Origin of the sequence: Stenotrophomonas bentonitica, from assembly GCF_002887735.1 — a bacterium.
Classification (GTDB): Bacteria; Pseudomonadota; Gammaproteobacteria; order Xanthomonadales; family Xanthomonadaceae; genus Stenotrophomonas; species Stenotrophomonas bentonitica_A.
The window spans coordinates 50,655-70,431 of record NZ_PKQP01000007.1 but is presented as its reverse complement, the minus strand read 5'-3'; the positions used below and the strand labels follow the sequence as shown (position 1 = coordinate 70,431).

General features: G+C 67.8%; 20 protein-coding genes. 9 read left to right on the top strand and 11 right to left on the bottom strand.

Annotated features, from left to right (window positions below; genetic code table 11):
* The first annotated feature begins 256 nt into the window (after positions 1–256).
* Positions 257–487 (top strand): RNA-binding S4 domain-containing protein, encoded by a 231-nt coding sequence (locus C0R07_RS13740; protein ID WP_019184435.1) that lies wholly within the window; start codon positions 257–259, stop codon positions 485–487.
* A 23-nt stretch (positions 488–510) separates the two neighbouring features.
* Here C0R07_RS13740 and ubiM read toward each other — a convergent pair whose 3' ends face one another.
* From ubiM to C0R07_RS13720, 4 genes are all read right to left on the bottom strand, one after another.
* The gene (gene ubiM, locus C0R07_RS13735; RefSeq protein WP_102789170.1) at positions 511–1,683 is read right to left on the bottom strand and encodes a 5-demethoxyubiquinol-8 5-hydroxylase UbiM; all 1,173 of its coding nucleotides are present in this window, start codon (positions 1,681–1,683) and stop codon (positions 511–513) included.
* Positions 1,684–1,772: 89 nt separating this feature from the next.
* A complete protein-coding gene (locus tag C0R07_RS13730; RefSeq protein WP_019184437.1) occupies positions 1,773–2,162 on the bottom strand; it encodes an MAPEG family protein in 390 nt (129 codons plus the stop codon).
* A gap of 18 nt (positions 2,163–2,180) precedes the next feature.
* A complete protein-coding gene (locus C0R07_RS13725; RefSeq protein WP_102789169.1) occupies positions 2,181–2,711 on the bottom strand; it encodes a DUF4019 domain-containing protein in 531 nt (176 codons plus the stop codon).
* A 59-nt stretch (positions 2,712–2,770) separates the two neighbouring features.
* On the bottom strand, positions 2,771–3,913 hold the full coding sequence (locus C0R07_RS13720; protein WP_428991909.1) for a hypothetical protein: 1,143 nt from the start codon (positions 3,911–3,913) through the stop codon (positions 2,771–2,773).
* Positions 3,914–4,090: 177 nt separating this feature from the next.
* Here C0R07_RS13720 and C0R07_RS13715 point away from each other — a divergent pair, with 177 nt between their 5' ends.
* Entirely contained in the window at positions 4,091–5,557 is a 1,467-nt protein-coding gene (locus tag C0R07_RS13715) for a DNA-3-methyladenine glycosylase 2 (protein WP_102789168.1), read from the top strand.
* Entirely contained in the window at positions 5,554–6,045 is a 492-nt protein-coding gene (locus tag C0R07_RS13710; protein WP_102789167.1) for a methylated-DNA--[protein]-cysteine S-methyltransferase, read from the top strand. Before C0R07_RS13715 ends, C0R07_RS13710 begins: the two co-directional genes overlap by 4 nt.
* A gap of 67 nt (positions 6,046–6,112) precedes the next feature.
* On the opposite strand, the gene C0R07_RS20155 is transcribed toward C0R07_RS13710, so the two are convergent.
* Positions 6,113–6,271, bottom strand: coding sequence for a hypothetical protein (locus C0R07_RS20155; RefSeq protein WP_254427854.1), 159 nt, complete (start codon positions 6,269–6,271; stop codon positions 6,113–6,115).
* Between C0R07_RS20155 and C0R07_RS13705 the strand changes: the two genes are divergently transcribed.
* Positions 6,255–7,385 carry an ectonucleotide pyrophosphatase/phosphodiesterase gene (locus C0R07_RS13705; RefSeq protein ID WP_254427853.1) on the top strand — a complete coding sequence of 377 codons (1,131 nt, stop codon included), beginning with the start codon at positions 6,255–6,257 and terminating at the stop codon, positions 7,383–7,385. The genes C0R07_RS20155 and C0R07_RS13705 overlap by 17 nt on opposite strands.
* 71 nt (positions 7,386–7,456) lie before the next feature.
* Here C0R07_RS13705 and C0R07_RS13700 read toward each other — a convergent pair whose 3' ends face one another.
* Together C0R07_RS13700 and C0R07_RS13695 are read right to left on the bottom strand one after the other, a co-directional pair.
* A complete protein-coding gene (locus C0R07_RS13700; RefSeq protein WP_019184443.1) occupies positions 7,457–7,639 on the bottom strand; it encodes a 30S ribosomal protein THX in 183 nt (60 codons plus the stop codon).
* Positions 7,640–7,757: 118 nt separating this feature from the next.
* The gene (locus C0R07_RS13695; RefSeq protein ID WP_019184444.1) at positions 7,758–8,171 is read right to left on the bottom strand and encodes a MerC domain-containing protein; all 414 of its coding nucleotides are present in this window, start codon (positions 8,169–8,171) and stop codon (positions 7,758–7,760) included.
* Positions 8,172–8,328: 157 nt separating this feature from the next.
* On the opposite strand from C0R07_RS13695, the gene C0R07_RS13690 reads away from it, so the two are divergent.
* The 5 genes from C0R07_RS13690 (at position 8,329) to C0R07_RS13670 (ending at position 15,474) form a co-directional block, all read left to right on the top strand.
* Positions 8,329–10,542 (top strand): TonB-dependent receptor, encoded by a 2,214-nt coding sequence (locus tag C0R07_RS13690; RefSeq protein WP_102789165.1) that lies wholly within the window; start codon positions 8,329–8,331, stop codon positions 10,540–10,542.
* A 151-nt stretch (positions 10,543–10,693) separates the two neighbouring features.
* Positions 10,694–11,932: an MFS transporter gene (locus C0R07_RS13685; protein ID WP_102789164.1), complete on the top strand. Its 1,239-nt coding sequence runs from the start codon at positions 10,694–10,696 to the stop codon at positions 11,930–11,932.
* A 100-nt stretch (positions 11,933–12,032) separates the two neighbouring features.
* Positions 12,033–12,599 (top strand): TetR/AcrR family transcriptional regulator, encoded by a 567-nt coding sequence (locus C0R07_RS13680; RefSeq protein ID WP_102789163.1) that lies wholly within the window; start codon positions 12,033–12,035, stop codon positions 12,597–12,599.
* On the top strand, positions 12,596–14,281 hold the full coding sequence (locus C0R07_RS13675; protein WP_102789162.1) for an MFS transporter: 1,686 nt from the start codon (positions 12,596–12,598) through the stop codon (positions 14,279–14,281). Before C0R07_RS13680 ends, C0R07_RS13675 begins: the two co-directional genes overlap by 4 nt.
* An 8-nt stretch (positions 14,282–14,289) precedes the next feature.
* A complete protein-coding gene (locus C0R07_RS13670; RefSeq protein ID WP_102789161.1) occupies positions 14,290–15,474 on the top strand; it encodes an HlyD family secretion protein in 1,185 nt (394 codons plus the stop codon).
* A gap of 157 nt (positions 15,475–15,631) precedes the next feature.
* Here C0R07_RS13670 and C0R07_RS13665 read toward each other — a convergent pair whose 3' ends face one another.
* The 4 genes from C0R07_RS13665 to C0R07_RS13650 all read right to left on the bottom strand — a co-directional run bounded on the left by C0R07_RS13665 (position 15,632) and on the right by C0R07_RS13650 (position 19,775).
* A complete protein-coding gene (locus C0R07_RS13665; RefSeq protein WP_019184450.1) occupies positions 15,632–16,117 on the bottom strand; it encodes a Fur family transcriptional regulator in 486 nt (161 codons plus the stop codon).
* A gap of 16 nt (positions 16,118–16,133) precedes the next feature.
* Positions 16,134–17,537, bottom strand: a complete 1,404-nt coding sequence (gltX, locus tag C0R07_RS13660; protein WP_070473343.1) for a glutamate--tRNA ligase — start codon at positions 17,535–17,537, stop codon at positions 16,134–16,136.
* 119 nt (positions 17,538–17,656) lie between these two features.
* Entirely contained in the window at positions 17,657–19,243 is a 1,587-nt protein-coding gene (locus C0R07_RS13655) for a M28 family metallopeptidase (RefSeq protein WP_070427558.1), read from the bottom strand.
* 100 nt (positions 19,244–19,343) lie between these two features.
* Complete coding sequence (locus C0R07_RS13650) at positions 19,344–19,775, bottom strand: hypothetical protein (RefSeq protein WP_070473522.1); 432 nt, start codon at positions 19,773–19,775, stop codon at positions 19,344–19,346.
* Positions 19,776–19,777: the final 2 nt, after the last annotated feature.

The window sequence follows — 19,777 nt, the reverse complement described above, 5'->3', positions numbered from 1 at the left end:
AACACCGCCGTTTTACGCGGCAGTGAGATAAAAAAGGGGGATGGTCCGCGCTTTGGGCGCCCTTTCTTATTGCGTGCCCTGGCGCTGCTCGGTCGGAGGAGAATTCACTCACTCAGGGGGCGATGATACCGCATCGTTCCTGAACAACGCGTACAGATTGCCACGTGGATGCCGTTCTGCCGCGTGCTGGCGCACAATACGCGCCCTCTCCCGGCCGGGCCCAACGCCCGCGCCCCTTCCCAGGATACCCGTTTTCATGCAGACCCTCGAATTTGAACTGGACCGCGACTACGTCGAGCTCAAGCAGCTGCTCAAGCTGGCCGACCTGGTCACCAGCGGGGGCGAAGCCAAGACCGTGATCGGCGACGGCCAGGTCCTGGTGGATGGTGAAGTGGAGCTGCGCAAGGCCTGCAAGATCCGCGCGGGCCAGCAGGTGCAGTTCGCCGACACCGTCATCCACGTGATCGCCGACAGCGACGCGCCCTGACCCTGTGTGACGACCAACGGTCGTCACCTACCGGTGAGGTGGGCGGCGATCAACTGGCGGAACGGGGCCACGCCGTGCGCCAGCCGCAGCCCGGCCCGGCGCAGGAGCCGCGCCGGCAGGCGGTCATTGGTATACAGCGAGGCGATCGCATTGGTCGCCTCGTAGAGCGGCCGGGAGGCCAACCGGTGGCCGCGCTCGTACGCGGCCAGCCCGGACGGCGCGGCGATGTCGCGCCCCTGCCCCGCCGCCCTGCGCACGATCCCGGCCAGCCGATGCTGGCTCCGCAGGCCCAGATTGAAGCCATGGGCCGTCACCGGATGCATGCCGACCGCGGCATCGCCGATCAACGCGCAGCGATCGCCGGCAAACGCGTGCGCGTAAACGCCCACCAGCGGATACGCGACCGGCGTGGCCAGCGGCCGCATCGCGCCCAGTCGATGCTCGAAGAACGCGCTGATGCTGCGGCCGAAGTCGCCTTCGTCCTGGGCGATCAAGCCTGCGATCTGGCGCGGCGGCAGGGTGATCACCGCCGAGGCCTGGTCGCCGTTGAGCGGCAGCAGCGCCATCGTGCGGCCATAGCCGAACCACTCCCAGGCCGTGTGCCGGTGCGGCACCTCGATCTGCATCCGGCACACCAGCATCGATTTGCCGAAGTCGCGCATCTGCGCCCCGATCCCCAGCAGGCGCCGGGTCGCGGAGAAGCGGCTGTCCGCAGCGACCACCAGGCGCGCGGCCAATTGGCGGCCATCGGCCAGGGTGACCGTGCTGTGGGTGGGGCCGGGGGCGACGGCCGTCACGCTGGCCTGGTCCACGATGTCCAGCCCGGCCTGGGCCTGCACGCTCTGCCACGCGGCGCGGCGGATCAGATGATTGGGCACCAGCCAGCCCAGGTCATCGCCGGTACGCTCGTGCGCAGCGAAGGTCAGCGCGAACGGCGAGCCGCCGTCCATCACCTTGGCATCGCGCAGCGGGGAAATCTCGGCCGGGTCCAGCCGCTCCCACAGGCCCAACGATTCCAGGATCTGGCGCGAGGCGTGGGTCAGCGCGATCTCGCGGCCATCAAAGGCCGGATCGGCCAGCGCAGCGCGCGGCTGCTGTTCGATCAGCGTCACGCTCAGGCCGGTATCGGCCAGCGCGCGTGCGAAGCACAGCCCGGTCGGGCCGGCACCCACCACCACCACATCCACAGACTGCATGATCCCATCCTGCCGTTACGTGTCAGGTGCAGCTTAGCGCCGCGGCGTCGGCGCCGTCCTTGATCTGGATCAGGCGCGCCAGCACCGGTTCACAGCAACGCCCACAGCAGCATCACGATGCCCAGCAGCGAGACCAGCCACACCAGGCTGCGCACATAAGGCACGCCGGCGGCGTACAGCGGCAGGTAGATCAGGCGCGCCCAGAAATACAGCTGCACGGCCACGGCGGTCATCCCATCCTGGCGCTGGGTCAGCACCACCGCCAGCACCGCGGCCGCGAAGAACGGGAAGGTTTCCATGAAGTTGCTCTGCGCGCGCTGCAGGCGGCCGGCCAGCGGGCCTGGCGGTGGCATCGGCTGATCGCGCGCGGAGGCGTTCCAGCCGATGCCGCGCTCGCGGGTGATCAGCGTGGAGGGCGCGAACACGTGCACCAGGCCGAGCACCATCGACCACACCAGCATCTGGATCTCGATACTCATCTGCGCAGGCTCCGGCAATCAGGGGGTGGCGGCACGCACGCTGTAACCGGCCAGGCGCCAGATGCGGTCTTCGTCGAACCGGAAGGAGACCAGTTCGCGCACCGGCTGGGCACTGTTGGCAAAGCGTGTGGGGAAACTGACGTTGATGTAGAGCCCTTCGGGAACGGTTGCCCCGGCGGCGTACTTGACCCGGGTCACCACCGGTTGGCCGCGCGAGGCCAGTGCGCCAAGACGTTGGCGATCAGCGGTGAGCTGGCTGACGAACGCCTGCTCGGTCACCGACTTCTTCGCCACGGCCGAAGCGCCTTTCCACGCCTCGCCGGCGCGGTTGGCATCGACCAGCTTGGCCACCTGCAACGCGGCGGCGGTCATTTCCGCATCCTGCTTCTGCACCTGCGCCTGCTGCGCCGGGCTCAGTGCCGGACGCGCTGCGGGCGCAGCCGCAGGCGCGGGGCGTGCCGGCGCGGGTGCAGGGGTGGCCGGTGGTGGCGCCTGGGCCAGCGTGGCGAAAGGCAGCAGAGCGGACAACAGCAGCAGCGGAACACGCATCAGGACACCGTTGGCTGGAAGGAACGGGCCCAGTCTACGGGAAGCACGTGAGTCCTCCGTCAGTTGCGTTCGGCGGCCTCGCCCGATGCCGGACGGGCGTCACCGAGGGTCCGCTCGGCGGTCTCCGGCTGGTCCGGGGCCACGGTGGTCGGCAGCAGAGTGGAGACATCGATTTCCGACAGCGGACTCTCGTCCGGACACGTCTCGTCGGGGAAACCGAAGCGCTGCTTAAGCGCCTGCCCGCAGCTGTTGACGGCCTCCAGCTCGCTGCCCTCGCGCTTGCACTCCTGATCGAAGGCGACCAGGAAGGCATCCTTGCGGCGCACGAACGCATCGCCGCATTTGCGCATCTGCTTGATCCGCTCCAGATCGTCCTGCACGGCGTTGGTGCCGTCCAGCCCGAACTGACGCAGCTCCTCGGCGGTCAACAGGCGCAGGCTGCGGTTGGGCACGGTCATCATCAGGTCGGCCACGCCCACCGCCACGCCGTTGCGCTGCAGGTAATCCTTCACGTTGTCATAGACCTCGTGGAGTTCGCGGTTGAGTTCAGCGCGCGAGGTCGCCTTGGAACTGATCCGCATCATGCGATGGATGCCGACCTTGCCCGAGACCAGCCGGTTATCGCCGGCGGCGAGCACGAACACGCAGGCACTGTGGCAGACCGAGCCTTCGCGCACCCAGATCGTCCAGTTGGATTCACCGATGCGGTCGCCGGCCACGATGGCGGCTTCGACCTGGCCACCACTGGAATCCAGGTCCAGGATGCGCCGCGAAATCCGCTGCGCATCGGCGACCACCGCCAGCCGGGCGACCAGCTCGGAGAAGCCCGGATTGATCTTGCCCACATAGCGCACGCGCAGCAGGCCGCGCTCGGCGCAGGGCTGCAGCGCGGCCTCGATGCTGGCCCGGTCCAGCGCCTCCAGCGGGGCGCCATCGCCGGCGTCACCGGCGTAGTCGGTATCGCAGCTGATCCACGCCTTGCCGTTTTCCAGCGCGGCCTGCGGCCAGCTCAGGTCGCCCCGCTCGGGCGCGGGCGGCGGCGGTGGCGGCGCATCGGCTGCATTGATGGACACCATGTGATCGCCATCGGCCGTCTGCGCCCGCACGGCCTTGTCGGCGGCGGTGACATTGCCCGGGTTCTCCAGCTGGCTGCAACCGGCCAGGCCCAGGTACAACAACGGCAACCACCACGACTTGAGCAACATGGACAACCCGGAATCCTCGCAAGGGGGGAATGCGCGGCAAAATGAGCGCGCACGCACAGTCTAGTGCGCGGCCGGCGCATCGCGGCAACCTGCCCTGAACCGGGCGACCCCGGCATGGCATTGCTGTCCGAAAATGGCGAGCCAGGCCCGGGCGGCGGGCATAGACTGGCCCCCATGGAGAACGCCCTGCCCCTGGACCACACCGCCTGCGAACGTGCCCGCCTGGCCCGCGACGCGCGCTTTGACGGGGTGTTCTTCACCGCCGTGCGCAGTACCGGCATCTACTGCCGTCCGGTCTGCCCGGCACCGGCGCCGAAGCCTTCCAATGTCATCTACTACCCGACCGCGGCCGCCGCAGCGGCAGCCGGTTACCGCCCCTGCCTGCGCTGCCGTCCCGAGCTGGCGCCCGAGGCCCAGGACGCGCTGGACAATGAAACCCTGCAGCGCGCGTTGGCGCTGATCCATGAGGGTTATCTGCAGGATCAGCCGGTCGCCGATCTGGCCGCGCACGTCGGCCTGAGTGCCCGCCAGCTGCAGCGCCTGTTCGTCGCCCGCCTCGGCGCCGCACCAGCGCAGATCCACGCCACGCGGCGGCTGCTGCTGGCCAAGCAATTGCTGACCGAAACCGCGCTCCCCGTGACCGATGTCGCGATGGCCTCGGGCTACAACAGCCTGCGCCGGTTCAACGCGGCCTTCCTGGATGGCTGCGGCATGCCCCCGACCGCGATCCGCCGCCAGCGTGGCGCGCTGACCGATGGCGCGCTCACGCTGCGCCTGGGCTATCGGCCGCCGCTCGATTTCACCGCGATGCTCGGTTTCCTGCGCCGCCGCGCGATTCCCGGCATCGAGCAGATCGGCACGGACAGCTACCAGCGCGTGATCGGGCCGCCCGAGCGCCCCTCACTGCTGAGCGTGACCGCCGATCCACGGCGCCCCGAACTGCTGCTGCGGCTGGGCCAGGTCGATCCGCGCGCGATTCCGGGCATCGTCCGGCGCGTGCGGCGCATCTTCGATCTGGATGCGGATCTGCTCAGGGTGCACGCCACGCTGATGCAGGAGCCGCTGCTCGCTGCGGGCATCGCGCAGCGCCCGGGGCTGCGCGTGCCCGGCGGTTGGGATGGCTTTGAAGTGGCCGTGCGCGCCGTGCTCGGCCAACAGGTCAGCGTGGCCGCCGCCGCGACGCTGGCACGCCGCGTGGTGGACCGCTTCGGGGCCACCCTGGAAGGCATGCCGGCAGGACTGGACCGCCAGTTCCCCTCGCCCGCGGTGCTGGCCCAGGCGCCACTGGAAACGATCGGCCTGCCGCGTACCCGGGCCGCCACCGTGCGCGGTGTCGCCCAGGCGGTGGTCGAGGGCCGGCTCGATTTTGGCGCCGGCCAGTCGTTGGCCGGCTTCGTCGAACGCTGCGTCGCCCTGCCCGGGATCGGCCCATGGACCGCGCATTACATCGCGCTGCGCGCCTTGGCCCTGCCCGATGCGTTTCCCGCCGGCGATCTGGTCCTGCAACAGGTGCTCGGCGATGGCACGCGCTTGAGCGAGCGCGCCACCGAGGCACGTTCGCAATCGTGGCGCCCCTGGCGCGCCTACGCCGTTCTGCACCTGTGGCACATGGCCACCCCTGCTCCGGGAGTTCCCTCATGACCCTGCTCCACGACACCTTCGACAGCCCGATCGGCGCCCTTACCGTGGCCGGCGACAGCCAGGGCATCCACCACATCCTGTTCGAGAACAACCGTTACGACGCCAAAGGCCGCGAGCACTGGCAGCGCGACGCCCATGCGTTGCGCGGCGCACGCGGGCAGCTGCTGGAGTACCTGCGCGGCGAACGCACGCGCTTCGATCTGCCGCTCGCCCCGCACGGAACGCCGTTCCAGCTGCGCGTGTGGAAAGCGCTGGCCGATATCCCCTTCGGCCAGACCTGGAGCTACGTCGAACTGGCACGGCACATCAACCACCCCACCGCCAGCCGCGCGGTCGGTGCCGCAAATGGCCGCAATCCGCTGCCGATCGTGCTGCCCTGCCACCGCGTGATCGGCAGCAGCGGGGCACTCACCGGATTCGGCGGCGGGCTGGCCACCAAGGCGGCCCTGCTGCAGTTGGAAGCCCGGCGCGATTCATTGTTCGCGTAGCTGCAGGTCATGCGTCATGCGTGGCGTGTGCCATTGGTTGTCTTCGACGCGTCACCGCCACGCACTATCATGGCGCGATGATTTCCGCTCGCCTTTCCATGGCGCTTGCCGCCGCTCTTTCGTTGGCCGCCTGCGCCACGACATCATCCACCCCGCCTGTCGCGCCTGTCGCCAGCGCAGCGCCGAGTGTCCCGGCCGCGCAGCAGAAAGTGCTGTTGATCTCCATCGATGGCCTGCGGGCGGACATGCTCGATCGGGGCATCACCCCGAACATCAGCCGGCTTGTCCACGAGGGTGTGCGGGCGCAATGGATGACACCGTCGTATCCGGCACTGACCTTTCCCAATCACTACACGATCGTGACCGGACTGCGCCCGGATCACCACGGCATCATCCACAACAGCATGCACGAGGACGGACTGGGCCAGTTCCAGCTGCACATGCGCGATTCGGTGGCCGACTCGCGCTGGTGGGGCGGTGAGCCGATCTGGGTCGGTGCGGAAAAGGCCGGCCTACGTACTGCCGTGTGGTCCTGGCCTGGCAGCGAAGCCGCGATCCAAGGCACCCGCCCCAGCCAGCTGCATGGTTACGATGAAGCCGTGGCCCTGCCCGATCGCGTTGACCAGGTGCTGGGCTGGCTGGGCCAGCAGGGCCCGCAGGCGCCGCGCCTGGTCACGTTGTACATGGAGCAGGTCGACAAGGCCGGCCACAATCACGGCCCGGAATCTCCGGCGTACGCCGCCGCGGTGGCATTGGCCGACAGCGCGCTGGGTCGCCTGCTCGATGGTCTGCAGGCCGATGGACTGGCCGACACCACCAACGTGATCCTGGTGTCCGATCACGGGATGGCCAGCGTACCGGCTGGCCACGTGGTGGCGACCGAAGACATGATCGATCCGACGATTGCCCGCGACATTTCGGTAGGGCAGTCGATCGGGTTCGCGCCCTTGCCAGGCAAGCAGGCCCAAGCCGAGCAGATCCTGCTGGGCGCGCATGCGAACTACGATTGCTGGACGCGTGAAACCCTGCCGGCGCGTTGGAAGTACGGCAGCAACCCGCGCATTCCACCGATCATCTGCCAGATGCATGAGGGCTGGGATGCCCTGACCCGGGAGCGGATAGCCAAACGCGGCCCAGGTGACCGGGGTTCGCACGGCTATGACAACGCCCTGCCGTCGATGCGCGCGGTGTTCGTCGCGCGCGGTCCGGCATTCAAGCAGGGGCAGTCGCTGCCTGCCTTCGACAACGTGGATGTGTATCCGCTGCTGACCCGCCTGCTCGGCATTCCGGCCGCACCCAATGACGGCAACCCCGAGCGCCTGCTGCCCGCATTGCGCTGAGGCGATCCCGGCGCGCAGGCAAAAAAAACGCGGCGCAAGCGCCGCGTTTTTCATGGACCCGCCTGGCTGGATCAGCCGGCCTTGGCCACCGCTTTCTTGGCAACGGCCTTCTTGGCCGGCGCCTTCGTCACGGTCTTCTTGGCAACCGGCGCAGCTGCGCCCACGGCCGCCTTGCTCACGACGTGCGAACGCGAATTGCCGTAGCTGGCATTGAAGCGCTTGCCCTTGGCGGTCTTGCGGTCACCCTTACCCATGTCGTAACTCCTTAGTCTGAATGCTGCGAAATCTGATTACCCCGTACTGACACGGGTTCGGCGGGGCCGCCCTCTCAGGCGCCCCCGCGCACGATCGGAAAGCCTACCATGCGCGCTCTCAATGAGCACAGCTGGCATCGTGGACGTGGCCGTGGTTCAGCCGCAGATTCACCAGATGGGCCACACCGACCAGCACGCCGCCCAGGGTCATCACCACCGCATGCGGCACCGCCGAGTGGTGCAGCGGGTCGTACAACAGCCCCGCCCAGAGGGCGCTCAGGCCTGGAATCAGGAAGCCCAGCGCGCGCAATGCGCCATGACGGCGCCAGCCCCAGACCAGGCTGAACAGGCCAAGCAGGGTCACGAAGCTGACCAGGGCCAGCTCCACCCCGTCGCTCATCCACACGGACAGGCCGAGCGATGGCGCAGCGGCCAGCAGCACCGGAAGCACAGCGCAGTGCACGGCACACAGCAGCGAGCCGGTGGCACCGAAACGATCCAGCAGATGGCGAACTCGAGCGAACAGGGGCATGACTTCCAGCAGGGTCGGCGAAGCGTTATGGAATAATATAACATCAATCCCGACGCGCACCCTGCCTCCCCCTGACTTGCCCTTTACCCGTCCCATGACGGGATTCGCGCGCCCCACCATTGATATATTGTAACAATTGACCGAAGGCCCTTGCCCTATGCGCTCCAGCTCCCTCCTGCTCAAACCCCATGCCCTCTCCCTGGCCCTTGCCGCGGCAATGCTGCCTTCGCTGGCGCTCGCCGCCGATGACGCCAGCAGCCACCGCGACCGTCACCTGACCGAACTGTCCACCGTGAAGGTCACCGCCTCGCCGCTGCAGGGCGATGCCGAATCGCTGGCCCGCCCGGTCGACGTGCTGGCCGGTGAGCGCCTGGACGAGCAGAAGGCCGGCACCCTTGGCGACACCGTGGCCAAGCTGCCCGGCGTGCAGAGCACCTTCTTCGGCCCCGGCGTCGGCCGCCCGATCATCCGCGGCCAGGAAGGCCCGCGCGTGGCGGTGCTGTCCAATGGCATGGGCAACATGGATGCCTCCACCGTGAGCGCCGACCATGCCACCAGCATCGAACCGTTCCTGGCCGATCAGATCGAAGTGCTCAAAGGCCCGGCCACCCTGCTGTTCGGCAGCGGCGCAATCGGTGGTGCGGTGAACGTGGTCGATGGCCGCATCGCCCGCGAATTGCCGGACCGTCCGCTCAGCGGCCGCGCCGAACTGCGTGGCAACTCGGTCAACGACGAGCGCAGCGGGATGTTCCGGCTGGATGGTGTCAGTGGCAACGTCGTGCTGCATGTCGATGGCCTGGTCCGCAATGGCGATGACTACCGGATTCCCGGCTATGCCGTGATCGATGGCCTGGAAGACCACAGCGGCCACGACCACGAGGAAGGCGATTCGGACGAGCCGCGCCGCGGCCGCCTGGACAACAGCTCGGTCCGCACCCGCGCCGGCGGCGTCGGTGCCACGTGGCTGGGCGATGACGGCTACTTCGGCGTCTCGGCCAGCACCTACCGCACCAACTACGGCATTCCCAACGGTGCGCACGTGCATGCCGAGGACGACCACGGTCATGACCACGATCATGATCACGATCATGATCACGACCATGGCGACGAGGAAGAAGGCGACGAGCATGACGTCCGCATCGACATGGTGCAGAACCGCTTCGAGACCAAGGCCGGCATTTACAACCCGGTCTCGTTCCTGAAGAACATCAACGCACGCGTGGCCTATACCGATTACGAACACGTGGAGCTGGAGGCCGGCACCCCGGCCACCCGCTTCACCAACCGGGGCATCGAAGGCCGCTTGGAAGCCGTGCAGGAGCAGATCGGCGGCTGGGATGGCGCGTTCGGCCTGCAGTTCGGCAACAGTGATTTCGGTGCCAAGGGTGAAGAGGCGTTCGTGCCGGATACCGGCACGAAGAACATCGGCCTGTTCGTCCTGCAGGAAAAGCAGTTCGGCCCGTTCAAGCTCGAACTCGGCGGTCGCCATGACCAGGTGAAGCTGGACCCGACCGGCGACTACCGCGCGCGCAAGTTCGATGCGACGAACCTGTCCGCGGCCGGCATCTGGACGCTCAACGACGCCGTGGATCTGCGCTTCGGCATCGACAGTTCCGAGCGCGCCCCGACCAACGAAGAGCTGTATGCCGCGGGTGCGCACATCGCCACCCGTTCGCTGGAAATCGGCGATGCCAACCTGAAGACCGAGCGCGGCCAGCGCGTCGAGCTGGGCATCCACACCCACAGCGACCGCGTCGACTTCTCCGCCTCGATCTACCAGACCAAGTTCAAGGACTTCATCTACCTGGCCGACACCGGCGTGGTCGAATCGCTGCCGGTCCGCCTGTGGACCCAGCAGGACGCCACCTTCAAGGGTGCCGAAGCCGAAGCCCTGTTCCATCTCTTCGAAGGCAACGGCGGCGACTGGGACCTGCGCGTGTTCGGCGATTACGTGAAAGCCGAACTGGATGGCAGCGGCAGCCGCAGCGTCGACATCGCCGTCCCGCACGGTGACCACAACCACAATTACAGCGTGGAGCTGGCCAACACGGGTTACCTGCCGCGGATCGCCCCGGGCCGCGTGGGCGCGGACCTGCGCTGGTCGCGTGACGGCTGGCGTGCGTCGGTCGGTGCCGTGCGTTACAGCAGCCAGAAGGACGTGGCCCAGAACGAGGAACCGAGCAACGGCTACACCCTGGTCGACGCGCACGTCGCCTACCGTTGGGACCGTACCGGCAGCAACAGCTACGAAGTCTTCCTGGATGGCAGCAACCTGACCAACCGCGAGGTCCGCCCGCATACCTCCCTGCTGCGCGACTATTCGCCGCTGCCGGGCCGCGGCGTCGCGTTCGGCATCCGCGCGTACTTCTGATCGATTCATTGGGTGGTTGTGTTACCCGAGGGGGCCGAAAGGCCCCCTTTTTTGTGCGCGGCCATCGGCGTGCTTTGCCCTGCCCGCACACTGTGGCAACGTGCACACCGAGCGTGCCGTTCGCCCACGCCCTGCCTGCCGGAGCCGACGCATGAGTACGTCCACCGCCGCCACGCGTGCCCCCTCCATGCACTGGGGGCTGTTGGTCGCCGCCTCGGCGATCCTGATGGTCACCATGGGCGTACGCCAGACCTCCGGCCTGTATGTCGATCCCATCCACCGCGGCACCGGCGTCAGCATCGTCGAGATCAGCTTTGCGCTGGCCATCGGCCAGTTTGTCTGGGGCGCGGTGCAACCCGTCTTTGGCGCCGTTGCCGACCAGCGCGGCGCAGTGCCCGTGCTCATCGTCGGCGCCCTGCTGCTGGCGGCCGGGCTGCTGCTCGCGCCGCTTCTGACCAGCCCGCTGGGGATCACCTTCACCCTTGGCCTGCTGATGGCCGCCGGTGCCGGAGCTGGCAGCTTCTCGGTGCTGATCGGCGCCACTGCCCACCGTCTGCCGGCCGAGAAGCGATCATTCGCCGCCGGTCTCATCAATGCGGGCGGCTCGCTGGGCCAGTTCGTGTTCGCGCCGCTGGTCCAATGGATCATCGGCACCGCCGGCTGGGCGCGCGCCATGATCACCATGGCCGTCATCACCCTGCTCTCGCTGCCCCTGGCCTGGCCGCTTCGGCGTCGCGCCGGCGACCATGCGTCCATTGCCGGGGCGGCCGACGATGACGGCCTGGGCGCGCAGCTCCGCATCGCCGCCCGCGACCGCAGCTACTGGTACCTGCATCTGGGCTTTTTCACCTGCGGCCTGCACATTGCCTTCCTCGTCACCCACCTGCCCGGTGAGATCGCCCTGTGCGGCCTATCGCCGACCGTCGCCTCGTCGTCGATCGCCCTGATCGGGCTGTTCAACGTTGCCGGCAGCCTGATCGTCGGCGCCCTCGGCCAGCGCTACCGCATGAAGTACCTGCTGTTCTGGATGTACGCCAGCCGCGCCGTGATGATCGGCGTCTATCTCGTCTCGCCGCCGACCGCGCTGACCTTCTACCTCTTCTCCGCCGCGCTCGGCTTCACCTGGCTGGCCACGGTGCCGCCCACCGCCGGCCTGGTCGGCAAGCTGTTCGGCCCGCGCTATCTGGGTACGTTGTTCGGGCTGACCCTGCTTTCGCACCAGTTGGGCGGCTTCTTCGGGGCGTGGCTCGGCGGCCTGGCGCTGGCCCACACCGGCAACTATCTATGGATGTGGTATGCGGACATGGGCCTGGCCGTGATCGCCGCGCTGATCAACCTGCCGATCCGCGAAGCCCGCCTCGGCTGCCACGGCCTGCCTGCGCCGCGCTGAACTCACCCGCCATCGACATTGCCCAGCGCGCGCCAACCAGGACGCGCCGAACCCGACACGCCCCCTTCCGCGCCGGACAATTCTGTCCGATGATGCGTACATGCCTACCCAACGTGCCGATGCGGCGGCCCGCCGCGCCCAGATCCTCGACGCTGCCGATGCCGTGTTCGGCCAGCATGGCGTGAACGCACCGCTGGACCTGGTGGTCGAACGCGCCCAGGTCGGCCGGGCCACGCTGTACCGCAACTTCCCCGACCGCACCGCACTGGTCGAGGCGCTGCTCCAGCGCACTGTCAACCGCATCGCGCGCCAGGTACAGAGCCTGGGCGATCGCGACGACGCGCTGTTCGAGTTGCTCGAAGGCATGGCCAACCGAATCGTCCAGTCGCCCGTGCTGTCGGACTACTGGCGCGCGGTGGATCCCGATCAGATACCGATCCGGGCCGCGCGCGAGACCATCTACGAACTGCTGCGCGAACCGATCGCCCGCGCGGTCGGCGCCGGCCTGTGCCGCCCGGACCTGGAAACGACGGACATTTCACTCATCTCAGGCATGCTGGGAGCCGCGCTGCGTGGCAAGACGCGTGACGAACGCGCCCGGCTGGCCACGCGCGCCCTGCAATTGCTGCGTGGCGGATTGCGGGGGCCTGCCGACGGGGAGGGATGATGCCGCAGTACCTCAAGCCGGTTCCGGACTGGGAGGAGCACGAAAAACCGACCCTGCCGGGCTCGGCTTCGATGCCGTGGCATCCGCCGCACCGCCGCCTCGCATATGCCCTGGTCGCGCTGCTGGTCGGCATCACCGGCGGCCTGGGCAACGCCCTGGTCAGCGCCAACCTGCCGTTCCTGCAGGGCCAGCTCGGGCTGACCCCGGCGCAGGGCAGCTGGCTGGTGGCCGCCTATGCGATGGTCAATGTCACCGCCAACCTGCTCGCCTTCAAGTTCCGCCAGCAGTACGGCATCCGCCTGTTCGCCGAGATCGGGCTGGGCCTGTATGCCGCCCTTGCGGTACTGCACCTGTTTGTCGGCACCTTTGAAACCACCGTGCTGATGCGCGCGGCCAGCGGCTTCGCCGGCGCGGCCTGCAGCACCCTGGGCACGCTGTACATGCTGCAGTCGCTGCCGCGCAAATACACCGGTAACCTGCTGGTGATCGGCGTCGGTATCGCGCAGTTGGCCGTGCCGATCGCCTGGCTGGTCTCGCCGGGCCTGGTCGATACCGGGCAGTGGCACAACCTGTATCTGTTCGAGGCCGGCCTGGCGCTGTGCGCGTTCGCCGCCGTGGTGGTGCTCAAGCTGCCGCCCGGTGCGCAGATCAAGGCCTTCGAGCCGCTGGACTTCCTCACCTTTGCCCTGCTTGCCCCCGCGGTCGGCTTGCTCGTGGTGGTGCTCGCGCAGGGCTACACGCGCTGGTGGCTGGACACGCCATGGCTGGGCTGGGCGCTGGTCGCCTCGATCGCGCTGTCCACCACCGCTTTCATCATCGAGCACTACCGACGCAATCCGCTGCTGCAGACGCGGTGGCTGGCCAGCCTGCCGGTGATCCACTTCATCATCGGCGCGTTCCTGATCCGCTTCCTGACCACCGAGCAGTCCTACGGCGTGGTCGGCCTGATGCGCACGCTGGGCATGGGCCCGGACCAGCTGCGCCCGTTGTTCGCGGTGATCCTGGCCGGCGTGATCACCGGCATCGCCGCCAGCTCGCTGACCTTCGGGCCGAAGCGGCTGATCCCGCAGCTGCTGATGGCGATCCTGCTGCTCGGCAGCGCCGCCCTGCTCGACCAGAGCCGCACCAGCCAGGACCGTCCCCACGACTTTTTCGCCAGCCAGTTCCTGGCCTCGGTCGGCGCCGGCATGTTCATGGGACCGCTGATCATGCTCGGCATCACCCAGGCGCTGAAACAGGGCGTGGACCACATGATCACCTTCCTGGTCACGCTCTCCATTACCCAGACCCTGGGCGGTCTGGCCGGCTCGGCCGTGCTGGGCACCTATCAGCTGCACCGCGAACAGGTGTATTCCGGCGCGCTGGTCAGCCAGCTGGATCCGGCCGACAACGTGGTCGCCCAGCGCCTGAAGCAGCAACAACAGGTTTACGCCAGGCTGATCACCGATCCGGTGCAGCGCAGCGCGCAGGGCACCGCGCAGCTGGCCCAGATCACCCGCCGCGAAGCCAACGTGCGCGCGTTCAATGACGTGTTCGCGCTCAGCGGCCGCGTCGCGCTGGTCTTCCTTGGCTGGTTGCTGCTGCTGGCGGTCCGCACCGCCGTGCTCAAGCAATGGCGCAAACGCCACGCGCCGACACCTCCCCTTTCCGCGCCGACGCCTGGCAGCGTCGCGCCCCGATGAGCCCGCCCATGTCGACCCAACCTCCGCACGACGATAACGCCCCGGAAAACGTCAATCCGCCGCCACCGACCGACGCCGCGCCCGCTCCCGCGCCGCCACCGGCGGCCGCGCCCTCCGGCGTGCCCAAGTACCTCAAGCCGAGCCTGCGGAGTGTCATCATCATGATCGTGATCGCGCTGATCGGCATCGCACTGATCCTGCGCGCGTGGTCGCTGTGGCCGTTCGAAACCTCGCGGGTGACCACCGACAATGCCTATGTGCGTGGCCAGATCACCGTGCTGGCACCACAGGTCAGCGGCTACGTCACCGAGGTGCTGGTGAAGGACTTCCAGCACGTCAAACAAGGCGAACCGCTGCTGCGCATCGACGACCGCATCTACCGCGAGAAAGTCGTCCAGGCCGAAGCCGATCTGGACAGCGCCAAGGCAGCACTGGCCAACTCCGATCAGTCGCAGGCGCAGAACCGCGCGCAGATCCAGGCCGCGCAGGCCAACCTGTCTGCCGGCCAGGCCGAGCTCTCGCGCTCGCGTACCGAACTCAAGCGCTACGAAGAACTCGCCGACCAGCAACTGGTCGCCCTCAACGACCGTGACAAGTTCCGCACCACCACGCAATCGGCGCAGGCCAGCGTGCTGCAGTCGCAGGCCCAGATCCGCATCGCCGAGGAAACCCTGACCTCCACCCAGGTTGCCCGCAAAGGCCTGGAAGCCCGCGTCGAGACGGCCCAGGCCCAGCTGGAACTGGCGAAGATCGATCTCGCCAACACGGTGATCCAGGCGCCGCGCGACGGTCAGGTCAGCGAAGCCTCGGTGCGCCTGGGCCAATATGTCACCGCCGGCTCGCAGCTGCTGTTCCTGGTGCCCGACACCCTGTGGGTGGTCGCCAATTTCAAGGAAGGCCAGACCTGGAAGATGCGCATCGGCCAACCGGCCACCTTCTCCGTGGATGCCTTCGACGGTCAGAAACTGCATGGCCACATCGAACAGATCGCCCCGGCGACGGGCTCGGAGTTCAGCGTCCTGCGTCCGGACAACGCCAGCGGCAACTTCACCAAGGTGGTCCAGCGCCTGCCGATCCGCATCGCCATCGACCCCGACCAACCGCTGGCCCCGCGCCTGCGCCCCGGCATGTCGGTGATCGTCAAGGTGGATACCGCCGCGGAAGTGCATGAGCCGGCCGGTGCGAAGCGGTGATGCGCTTGCAGCCTTTCCTCGCCCCAGGCTGCGTTACATCCGCTCTCGTGCAGAAATGAAAACGCCGCGCAGATGCGCGGCGTTTCAACATCAACAGCGTACCGACCAACGGTCGGTACCTACCGGCGGATGCAGCACCCCACGGTCGGTACCTGCCTTACCCCGCACACCGCGCGCACAGGCCATGCACTTCCAGCGTCTGCGCCTGCGGCTGGAACCCGAGCTCCTTGGCCCGCTTTTCCAGCTGACTGACAATTTCCTTGTCCTCCAGCTCCACCGCGCTGTGGCAGCTGTTGCAGATCAGGAACGGCACTGAATGCTGGGCACTGCTGGGATGGTGGCAGGCCACGAACGCATTCACCGATTCCAGCTTGTGCACGAAGCCATTGGCCATCAGGAAATCCAGCGCGCGGTACACCGTCGGCGGGGCGTCGGCACCGACGCCCTTGCCATTGCGCACCCACTCCAGCAACTCATACGCCTTGACGGGTTTCCCGGCCTCGGCGATCAGGCGCAGCACGTTCGCGCGGATCGGCGTCAGCCGCAGCCCGCGTTCCGAGCACACACGTTCGACCACCTTCACGAAGTCGGAGGCGTCGTGAACGTGATGGTGCGGAGCGGTACAAGCGGTCTTGGCGGACATGCGCGGTCTCCTGTGGTCAGGCCGTCGGTACTTTAGTGAGTGCGACCTCGATGCGTTTCAAGGCCTCTTCACGCCCGGCCAGGAACACCGTCTGCGAAATGTCGGGGCTGACCTGGGTGCCGGTGATGGCCACGCGCAGCGGCTGCGCCACCTTGCCCATGCCGATCTCCAGCGCCGTGGCGACGTCGTGCAATGCCGCCGAAACGCTCTCCACCGTCCACTCGCCGGCCGCGCCCAACAGCTCGCGGGCCTTGCCCAGCGCCAGTTCCGCACCCGGCTTGAAGTGCTTGGCCACCGCCGCTTCGTCGTACTCGGTCAGCGGCTGGTACCAGACCACCGCCTTCTCGGCCATTTCCTTCAGCGTCTGCACGCGGTCGCGCAGCGCCACCACCACGTCCGCCGGCGCGGGACCGGCGTTCAGGTCCAGGCCCAGCTTGTTCAGCTGGTAGACCAGGTGCGGGGCAATGCTCTCCGGCGTTTCGGTCTTCAGGAAGTGCTGGTTGACCCAGCCCAGCTTGGCCATGTCCAGGCGCGCGGCCTTGGAGTTGCAGTTGGTCACGTCGAACAGATCGATCAGCTCCTGGCGACTGAACAGCTCCTGGTCACCGTGCGACCAGCCCAGCCGGGCCAGATAGCTCAGCAGCGCGTCGGGCAGGTAGCCGGCGTCCTTGTACTGCATCACGTCGGCCGCGCCGGTGCGCTTGGACAGCTTGGCGCCCTGCTCGTCCAGGATCATCGGCATATGGCCGAACTTCGGCACGGGCGCGCCGATGCCTTCGTACAGGTTGATCTGGCGCGGGGTGTTGTTGATGTGGTCATCGCCGCGGATCACTTCGCTGATGCGCATGTCCCAGTCGTCCACCACCACCGCGAAGTTGTAGGTGGGGAAGCCGTCCGGGCGGAAGATGACCATGTCGTCCAGCTCGCTGTTGGCGATCTCGATACGGCCCTTGATCAGGTCGTCGAACACCACCGTGCCCTCGAGCGGATTCTTGAAGCGGATCACGCGGTTCGGGTCGTCCTTGTACGGCAGGCCCAGATCGCGCGCGGCGCCGTTGTAACGCGGCTTTTCCTGCTTGGCCATGGCGGCCTCACGCATCGCGTCCAGTTCTTCCTTGGTCTCGTAGGCGTAATACGCCTTGCCCTGCGCGACCAGCTGCTCGGCCACTTCCTGGTAACGGGCCACGCGCTGGGTCTGGTAGATCGGGCCTTCGTCGTAGCCCAGGCCCAGCCATTCCATCGCCTCCAGGATCGCGTCGATCGCGCCCTGGGTGCTGCGCTCGCGGTCAGTGTCTTCGATGCGCAGCACGAATTCGCCGCCACGGTGACGGGCCTCCAGCCAGCAGTACAGCGCAGTGCGGGCGCCACCGATGTGCAGGTAGCCGGTGGGACTGGGGGCAAAACGGGTGCGGCAGGTCATGGGGGGCTCAGGGCGGGAAACGGAATCCCGGCAATTTTACCCCGCCCCGGCCGCAAACCGGGCACTCCTCGCCCGGGATGGCATGGACCGCCCGTTCCAGGCGGTCCACGCGTTGGCCCTCAGGGGGTCAGCAACGGCTTGCGCGGCAGCTTTTCATCGCGCATCGCCGCGTTGTAGACGAACGAAGCCACGATCGCGGCGGCCTGCTTCAGGTCCTCCGGCTCGGCGTGGTCCCAGGTATCCAGGTTGCTGTGGTGGACGTTGGTGAAGTAGTCCAGCCGGTCCTGGATGAACTGGAACCCGGGCAGGCCGACGCGATCGAACGCGATGTGGTCGGTGCTGCCGGTATTGCGGGTCGCCACGGTGGTGGCGCCCACGTCATGGAACGGGGCCAGCCACGCTTCGAAGATCGGCACCGCGGCCAGGTTCTCCTGCGCGTAGATGCCGCGGAAGCGGCCCGAGCCGTTGTCCATGTTGAAGTACGCCGAGAACTTGTCGTAATCGCGCTGGCGCTGCAGGGCACCGGTCGGCTCACGCATCGAGGCCGGCAGCTTGAGCTGCGCCGGGTCGGTCGGTTCGGGGTAGCGCGCGAAGTGCCTGGACACGTAGTCCTGCGAGCCGATCAGGCCCTGCTCCTCGCCACTCCACAGCGCCACGCGGATGGTGCGCTTGGGCTTGGCGCCCACCGCCTTGAGGATGCGCATGGCTTCCATCATCACCGCCACGCCGGCGGCATTGTCGGCTGCGCCGGTGCCGGTGTGCCAGGAATCCATGTGCGCGCCCAGCATGACGATCTCGTCCGCCTTGCCGCTGCCGCGGATTTCGGCCAGCGTGTTGTAGCCGGGCTTGTCCTGCTCGTCGGTGAAGCGGGCCTCGACATTCACGCGCAGCTTGACCGCCTGCTTCTGGTCCACCGCGCGCACCAGCTGGTTGTAGTGCTCGGCCATCATCGCCAGCTCGGGCACACCGACCGGTTCACCGGCCTTGCGCGAGCCGCCGCCACCCACACGGATGATGCCGTTGTCCCAGCCGCTGATGCTGATCGTGGCCAGCACGCCCTGCTCGGCGAAGAACGCATTGGTGGCGCGGGTCAGCTCCTGTTTTTCAAGGTATTCCTTGGCCTTCTTGGCACGGTCGGCCTTGGCATCGGCGACGTCCTTGGGCACCGCGAAGACCTGCAGCTCGGCCAGGCCGGCGTCGTCGTGGCGGTGCGAATCGGACGTGGTGGCCCGCTCGTAATCGCGTGCATCGTTGAGCAGCAGGATCTTGCCGGCGAGCTTGCCCTTGTACTGATCCAGGTCGGCCAGCTTCTTGATCTCGACCTTGATCACCTCGCCTTCCACGGGGCCGTTGGTGCCCGGGGTCCAGGCCTTCGGCAGCGCATACAGCGGCGCCACGCGCGGGCTCAGCAGCTCCACGCTGGCGTTGCTGAACTCCCAGCCGCGGCCGAATGCATCGAAGGCCTCGTCATGCACATTGACCAGGCCCCACTCGTTGAACTTGCTGCGGGTCCAGGTGTTGGCCTCGCCCATGGCCGGGGAATTGGTCAGGCGCGGACCGATCTGCTCGGTCAGATGGCTGAAGGTCGCCATCACCTGCGACCGGTGGAAGGCTTCCTGGCGGATGCGGCTGACCATGTCCAGGTCCACCGTTTCCTTCGTCTGTGCACCGGCGACGCCGCTCAGTGCCAATGCCACGCTCAACATGCCCCACTTGAACACGATTACCCCCGCCTCTCGGCCAGACCACGAACAATCCCCGAGTCTATCGAGCACCGGCCCGGTGCCCCCGGGCCAAGAGTCATGGTCATTCCATCCAGCCGTACCAGAGCTGGCTGCGGGTGGGCAGCACCAGCAGCCAGCGGCTGCGGTCCACCGAGGCGCTGGCGTAGACCGGGGCATGCACCGGCCAGTCACCCGGCAGCCCGCGGATGCCGATCTCGCGCAGGGCCTGCGCACCTTCGCGCCACGGCCGGTACGCGCCACACCAGTGCGGGATCGGCAGGCGCCCACGCGCCTGCCGTGCCTGTTCCAGGAAGCCAAGCCCGTGTGCGGCGATGGCCGCGCAGGTGGCCGGCGCCAGGCCGAAGCGCACCAGCCCCGGCGCTCCCTGCACGCCGGGCAGCGCCATCAACGGTGAGGGCCAGCCCGAAGCCTCCCCCTCCAGGAGCGAGGCCACCTCCAGCCGCGCGGGGAGCGCCCGGCGCATACGTTCGTGCAGACAGCGATGCAGGCTCATCA

What these genes read in the sequence shown, in the direction of transcription:
- C0R07_RS13730 (WP_019184437.1), bottom strand. Translation starts at nt 2,162, where the DNA reads ATGAGTATCGAGATCCAGATGCTGGTGTGGTCGATGGTGCTCGGCCTG.
- C0R07_RS13670 (WP_102789161.1), top strand. Translation starts at nt 14,290, where the DNA reads ATGTCGACCCAACCTCCGCACGACGATAACGCCCCGGAAAACGTCAAT.
- C0R07_RS13685 (WP_102789164.1), top strand. Translation starts at nt 10,694, where the DNA reads ATGAGTACGTCCACCGCCGCCACGCGTGCCCCCTCCATGCACTGGGGG.
- C0R07_RS20155 (WP_254427854.1), bottom strand. Translation starts at nt 6,271, where the DNA reads ATGGAGATCAACAGCACTTTCTGCTGCGCGGCCGGGACACTCGGCGCT.
- ubiM (WP_102789170.1), bottom strand. Translation starts at nt 1,683, where the DNA reads ATGCAGTCTGTGGATGTGGTGGTGGTGGGTGCCGGCCCGACCGGGCTG.
- C0R07_RS13700 (WP_019184443.1), bottom strand. Translation starts at nt 7,639, where the DNA reads ATGGGTAAGGGTGACCGCAAGACCGCCAAGGGCAAGCGCTTCAATGCC.
- C0R07_RS13740 (WP_019184435.1), top strand. Translation starts at nt 257, where the DNA reads ATGCAGACCCTCGAATTTGAACTGGACCGCGACTACGTCGAGCTCAAG.
- gltX (WP_070473343.1), bottom strand. Translation starts at nt 17,537, where the DNA reads ATGACCTGCCGCACCCGTTTTGCCCCCAGTCCCACCGGCTACCTGCAC.
- C0R07_RS13675 (WP_102789162.1), top strand. Translation starts at nt 12,596, where the DNA reads ATGATGCCGCAGTACCTCAAGCCGGTTCCGGACTGGGAGGAGCACGAA.
- C0R07_RS13710 (WP_102789167.1), top strand. Translation starts at nt 5,554, where the DNA reads ATGACCCTGCTCCACGACACCTTCGACAGCCCGATCGGCGCCCTTACC.
- C0R07_RS13650 (WP_070473522.1), bottom strand. Translation starts at nt 19,775, where the DNA reads ATGAGCCTGCATCGCTGTCTGCACGAACGTATGCGCCGGGCGCTCCCC.
- C0R07_RS13665 (WP_019184450.1), bottom strand. Translation starts at nt 16,117, where the DNA reads ATGTCCGCCAAGACCGCTTGTACCGCTCCGCACCATCACGTTCACGAC.
- C0R07_RS13725 (WP_102789169.1), bottom strand. Translation starts at nt 2,711, where the DNA reads ATGCGTGTTCCGCTGCTGCTGTTGTCCGCTCTGCTGCCTTTCGCCACG.
- C0R07_RS13690 (WP_102789165.1), top strand. Translation starts at nt 8,329, where the DNA reads ATGCGCTCCAGCTCCCTCCTGCTCAAACCCCATGCCCTCTCCCTGGCC.
- C0R07_RS13695 (WP_019184444.1), bottom strand. Translation starts at nt 8,171, where the DNA reads ATGCCCCTGTTCGCTCGAGTTCGCCATCTGCTGGATCGTTTCGGTGCC.
- C0R07_RS13655 (WP_070427558.1), bottom strand. Translation starts at nt 19,243, where the DNA reads ATGTTGAGCGTGGCATTGGCACTGAGCGGCGTCGCCGGTGCACAGACG.
- C0R07_RS13680 (WP_102789163.1), top strand. Translation starts at nt 12,033, where the DNA reads ATGCCTACCCAACGTGCCGATGCGGCGGCCCGCCGCGCCCAGATCCTC.
- C0R07_RS13715 (WP_102789168.1), top strand. Translation starts at nt 4,091, where the DNA reads ATGGAGAACGCCCTGCCCCTGGACCACACCGCCTGCGAACGTGCCCGC.